Source organism: Microcoleus sp. PH2017_08_TRC_O_A (genome assembly GCF_020738665.1).
Lineage (GTDB): Bacteria > Cyanobacteriota > Cyanobacteriia > Cyanobacteriales > Microcoleaceae > Microcoleus.
In genome coordinates this window covers 1-4805 of sequence record NZ_JAEQCE010000170.1, presented here as the reverse complement: position 1 = coordinate 4805, position 4805 = coordinate 1, and the positions used below count along the sequence as shown (strand labels likewise).

Sequence of the window (4805 nt, the reverse complement as noted above, 5' to 3'; positions counted from 1 at the left end):
GGATTGGAGTAATGAATAGTCGGATTTTAATTTCTCCCGAGCAGGGTTCCGGCTTTCAACCAATTCTTTCTGGTAATTACTGACTAATACTTCTCAATGTCTCTGGAAAGTCAGGAATATCACTGAGAAGTTTTGAAAATTCACCCGATCGCACTACCCGACTCACCTATCTAGACTATTAAGGTTTTGTAATAAGGGCGATCGCGCGATTCACAGCACTAAACTTTACCAGTAGCCGTAGCGAACTACTTTTCTGAAGGAACCGTCGCAATTGCGGCGGTACACAACCCAACGGCGCCGACGACCACAGTTTTTCTTCAGAGGTGAGTTCAGTAAACAGTGAATTTTCCTTTGTTTCTTGCATGATCGTTTGACTCCATTTAAATTGATAATATTGAACGAAAACTAGAAACTTTATATAATTTCGATAGCCTCGTATGATTACTGACTAATACTTCTCCATGCCTCTGCGATCGCCCGGAATATTACTGAGAAAATTTTAAAATTTATCCGATCGCACTACTTTACTCAGCTATCTAGACTACAAGGGTTTTGTAAGGGCGATTGCGAATCGGATCGTAAAGGAAAAGCTGACTCGGCTGTGGAATGAAAAACAGCGTATTGATGCCATTGCTGCTGCTGTTCTTGGTATCGCTGTTACTGTTAGCACTGCTGAAACCGCTGGTAGTGCTGCCACCGCTGACAGTCCCAGATTCTCGATCGGTTAATTCGGTAAAAAGTGAATTTTGTTGATTGTCCGGCATAAGGAACTCCTATTAAGACATATATAGTTACTTACGTACCGATCCCAGAAAAACCGGGTAACAGTGCCAAAAATCATTGCGGAAATGCTCTGTTTTCCTGACTGTTGCCGCCTGAATCCACCATTCTTGATGTTTGGGGAAATTTCCGGGTGGGGACGGCAAAGCTGTGCGGATTTTGACCTTGACCATGTGAATTTTGATTTAGACTTCTAAATCTATCCTTGGTGTCCGGAAAGCTAGAAAATAAATGTGACAAAAGAAATAGGCGATCGATCTCTCCTTCTTCCAACTCATACCGTTTGAGGTTTGAAAATGACTTATTTAATCAGGCTTTGGAGTTGGCCGCGAGTTGCATTCTTTTTTGGAAATGGCATTAAAACTCACAACGATTCTCTTTCCCCAAACTCAAAACTTAAAATTCAAAACAATTCCCCTCACCCCCAATAGCCGCCATGCCTCGCACACCCGAACCCATGCCCGCAGAAACCTTTGATAACGACCAGTTTTTGCCCCCTGTCAGCCGCTGGACTACTTTGGGGGGAATTTTGATGGTGGCGACGTTTGGCGGGGCGATCGCCCTGGCAAGCGTCACCAAATACAGTGCTACAGTCAAAGCAGACGCGATCGTCCGTCCAGCCGGAGAAGTGCGCGTCGTCCAAGCAGCAACCGAAGGAACCATCGAAAGCATTGCTGTCAGCGAAAATCAGACAGTAAAAGCCGGAGATGCGATCGCAGTTGTCAACGCTTCGCGTTTGGGCACTCAAAAAAAGCAGTTCCAAGACACAGTCAATCAGTCTCAAACAGCAGCACAGCAAATCAACCAGCAACTGCGGGACTTGGAAAATCAAATTTTAGCCAGCGGCCAATTTCAAACCATCCAAAATCAAAATTCCGCCGCCCAAGAAGTAGTCGAGTCCGCTCTTGTAAAAATCGCCACATCGCAGCCGGATGTCGCCGAGAGACTCGGCAGAAGTCGGCGGGTTTTGCTCGTCAAGCGATCGTCCATTCAACAACAATTAATTCAAGCTAAAAAAGAACTCAATCAAATTCAGTCACAACTCGAAAATAGCGTGATCCGCGCGCCCGCTGATGGTACAATTCTCAAATTGGAAGTACAAAGTACCGGTCAAACAATACAAGCCGGAAGTGCGATCGCCCAAATCGTCCCTAGCGACGTACCCCTTTTAGTCAAAGCCAGAGTAACATCCCAAGATATTGCCCGCATCCAAATCGGCCAACCAGTGCAGATGAGGATTTCCGCCTTACCCTTCCCAGATTACGGGACACTAAAAGGAACAGTCAGCGCGATCGCCCCAGATGCGATCGCAACTCAAAACCCCGGTAATAATTTAGGTACTGCTTATTACGAAGTTGCCATTAAACCCGATAAAACCTATCTAACCAAACTTGAATCTACCAGTAATCAAGCATTTGGAACTTCCCAGGCAAATACCCCACGCCAGTATTCAATTCAGTCGGGAATGGAAGGTAGAGCCGACATTATTACTGGTCAAGAAACAGTTTTGACATTTATTTTGCGGAAGGCAAGATTACTCACAGATTTATAATTAGTCAGTTTTTCAAGACTTCTGGTACGACTACCAAGACTGAGGTAAATTATGACCAAAAATGAAACATGGATTGTTTACAAAACTGAATCTATGAGTGCGGAAGGCTGGGAAGAACGTCAGCTACTACCGATCGGTGGTTTGACTGACATTTTAGCAACAGAGTGGGATTCTTCGGGGAAATTACCTCAAATTGGCGAGCGGGTGCGAGAATACGAAAACCTCGAAGATCCGGGTAACGGAGTCACCCACGGTCGAGATAGCAATTGGATTGTGAAAAGCATCCACAAATTCTCATCTAGCGACACAAACCTGGAAATCATGGTCTGTTATTGCGCTTATGAACCCGTTGAGTCTAAATGGGTTGAATTAAAACGAGGAAAGCCTGTGAATGAGATTTTGCAACCAGTTGAAATTGGGTAAAAATCTTAACCTTTATAATTAATTATCTTCAGTCCGCGCAGGCGGACTTTGTTTTTGTAGACGCGGTTTCAACCGCCGGGTTTATGTGTACTTTGTTTTTGTAGACGCGGTTTCAACCGCCGGGTTTATGTGTACTTTGTTTTTGTAGACGCGGTTTCAACCGCCGGGTTTATGTGTACAATAAATACACCGGGTTTATGTGTAGAATAAATAACATCCATCGCCAATATGAAAATCAACGATAAACTCAAGACCATTCTAGCTGAATTGCGATCGCACTTCGAGCAAATTTATGGCGATCGGCTCACCCAAATGGTACTCTACGGTTCCCAAGCGCGGGGTGACGCATATCCCGACTCAGATATTGATGTTTTGGTAGTTCTGAAAGGGCAAGTCAATCCCGGCGAAGAAATCAAAAGAATCAGCCATATTCGGGCAGATTTGTCTCTCCAAAATGATGAAGTGATTAGCTGTTTGTTTATGGACGAAAATCGGTTTACGCACTACAACGGGCCTTTATTGAGGAATATTCGTAAAGAGGGAATAGCTTTATGAAACCGGAACAAATCGATCGAACACTCCAAACTTTGAATGCTCATAGTGCTTCTAAACCATCCATTTCTGCCACAAGAAACTCTTGATTGATAGCAGCAATCTCAACTTGAATATCTGGATCGTTTGCCATCTCTGCTATCTCTGCCTCCAGGTATTTAGCATTAGCGAGTTTATTAGCTATGTAAGTTTTCTCCCGCACTCGGCAAGCGATACGTTCCAGCAGCCAAAGTTGTTCTTCTATCGACAGGGAACTAATAGAACGTTCAATCTCTACTAAAGTTTGTGAAATCATTTTAGTTTCCTCTTGTTTTTTGCCCCATCGCAAATCATCGAGATTTTTTTGAATGAGGTTGCGTCCATTCCGAATAGATTTATTATTACGCGCGATCGCTTACTTATCTTGTATCTATATTATACGACATCTTTGCGTGGTAGCTTATGACAGAATACGGTTAAGTTAAAGTTTTTTGTCATTGCGAGGAACGTTAGCGAAGCGATCCGTTCGCCGAAGGCGTTCCCGAAGGGTAGGAAAGCAATCGCAGTGTCTATTTTTCACATCGTTTTATCACTACGATTCCCCTATCTTACCTGTATTGAGGTATGACGCACACTCCAACGACTCCAGACGATTCAGCAAGTCGGGTTTCCCCCTTGTTTTTCCCCGACAAAGAATGTAAAATTCTAAAAACATGGGTTGTAAGCAATGAACGAAGCGCGCCACGAAGCCTATCTCAATCTGATTGATTCTCTCGTCACCTGTCCCAGCGAGGAAGAAATCGAGATTCTGCAAGCTAACCTAGAATTAATAGATGATGGTTTTGCCCAATATTTGCGAGAGTGGGCAACTGAAACTATGGCAACTTTGGATGCAGAAGAAGCATACAATTGTGCTAATTTTTTATACGGTTTAGATTTCACTTTTTATAATTTGCGACAAGGCAGTCGGGCAAGTAATTTAGAGGTAGCGATTGCTTGTCTGGAGAGTGGATTAACTGTTGTTACTCGCGAAGCTTACTCGGAAGACTGGGCCAGGTTTCAAAACAGTCTGGGAGGTGATTACCAAAACAGAATCAGAGGGGAAAAAGCCGAGAATCTGGAATTGGCGATCGTAGCTTATGAGGCATCCTTGGAAGTTTACACCCGCGACGCATTTCCCGAAGACTGGGCAACGTGTCAAAATAATTTGGCGATGGCCTACCTCTACAGAATCAGAAGGGGAAAAGCCGAGAATCTGGAATTGGCGATCGCAGCTTTTGAGGCATCCTTGGAAATTTGGACTCGCGACGCATTTCCCTTTGAATGGGCAACGTGTCAAAATAATTTGGGGCTTGCCTACCACAACAGAATCAGAGGGGAAAAAGCCGAGAATCTCGAAGGCGCGATCGCAGCTTATCTCGCATCCTTGGAGATTTACACCCGCGACGCATTTCCCGAAGACTGGGCAAGGAGTCAAAATAATTTGGCGAATGCCTACCTCTACAGAATCAGAGGGGAA

Annotated in this window: 7 protein-coding genes; 4 read left to right on the top strand and 3 right to left on the bottom strand. The window is 44.3% G+C overall.

Annotation, left to right across the window (positions count from 1 at the left end; genetic code table 11):
- Positions 1 to 178: 178 nt before the first annotated feature.
- Both JGK22_RS32560 and JGK22_RS32555 read right to left on the bottom strand, forming a co-directional pair.
- On the bottom strand, positions 179 to 364 hold the full coding sequence (locus JGK22_RS32560; protein WP_293314505.1) for a hypothetical protein: 186 nt from the start codon (positions 362 to 364) through the stop codon (positions 179 to 181).
- Positions 365 to 536: 172 nt separating this feature from the next.
- Positions 537 to 764: a secretion protein HlyD gene (locus tag JGK22_RS32555; protein WP_293184276.1), complete on the bottom strand. Its 228-nt coding sequence runs from the start codon at positions 762 to 764 to the stop codon at positions 537 to 539.
- Between the two features lie 452 nt (positions 765 to 1216).
- Here JGK22_RS32555 and JGK22_RS32550 point away from each other — a divergent pair, with 452 nt between their 5' ends.
- The 3 genes from JGK22_RS32550 to JGK22_RS32540 all read left to right on the top strand — a co-directional run bounded on the left by JGK22_RS32550 (position 1217) and on the right by JGK22_RS32540 (position 3310).
- Positions 1217 to 2332, top strand: a complete 1116-nt coding sequence (locus JGK22_RS32550; protein ID WP_293314503.1) for an HlyD family efflux transporter periplasmic adaptor subunit — start codon at positions 1217 to 1219, stop codon at positions 2330 to 2332.
- Positions 2333 to 2383: 51 nt separating this feature from the next.
- Positions 2384 to 2755, top strand: coding sequence for a hypothetical protein (locus JGK22_RS32545; protein ID WP_293184282.1), 372 nt, complete (start codon positions 2384 to 2386; stop codon positions 2753 to 2755).
- A gap of 228 nt (positions 2756 to 2983) precedes the next feature.
- A complete protein-coding gene (locus JGK22_RS32540) occupies positions 2984 to 3310 on the top strand; it encodes a nucleotidyltransferase domain-containing protein (protein ID WP_293190822.1) in 327 nt (108 codons plus the stop codon).
- Positions 3311 to 3350: 40 nt separating this feature from the next.
- Here JGK22_RS32540 and JGK22_RS32535 read toward each other — a convergent pair whose 3' ends face one another.
- The gene (locus JGK22_RS32535; protein ID WP_293190820.1) at positions 3351 to 3602 is read right to left on the bottom strand and encodes a hypothetical protein; all 252 of its coding nucleotides are present in this window, start codon (positions 3600 to 3602) and stop codon (positions 3351 to 3353) included.
- 411 nt (positions 3603 to 4013) lie between these two features.
- Here JGK22_RS32535 and JGK22_RS32530 point away from each other — a divergent pair.
- On the top strand, positions 4014 to 4805 hold a 792-nt coding region (locus tag JGK22_RS32530; RefSeq protein WP_293199360.1), incomplete at its 3' end, for a tetratricopeptide repeat protein.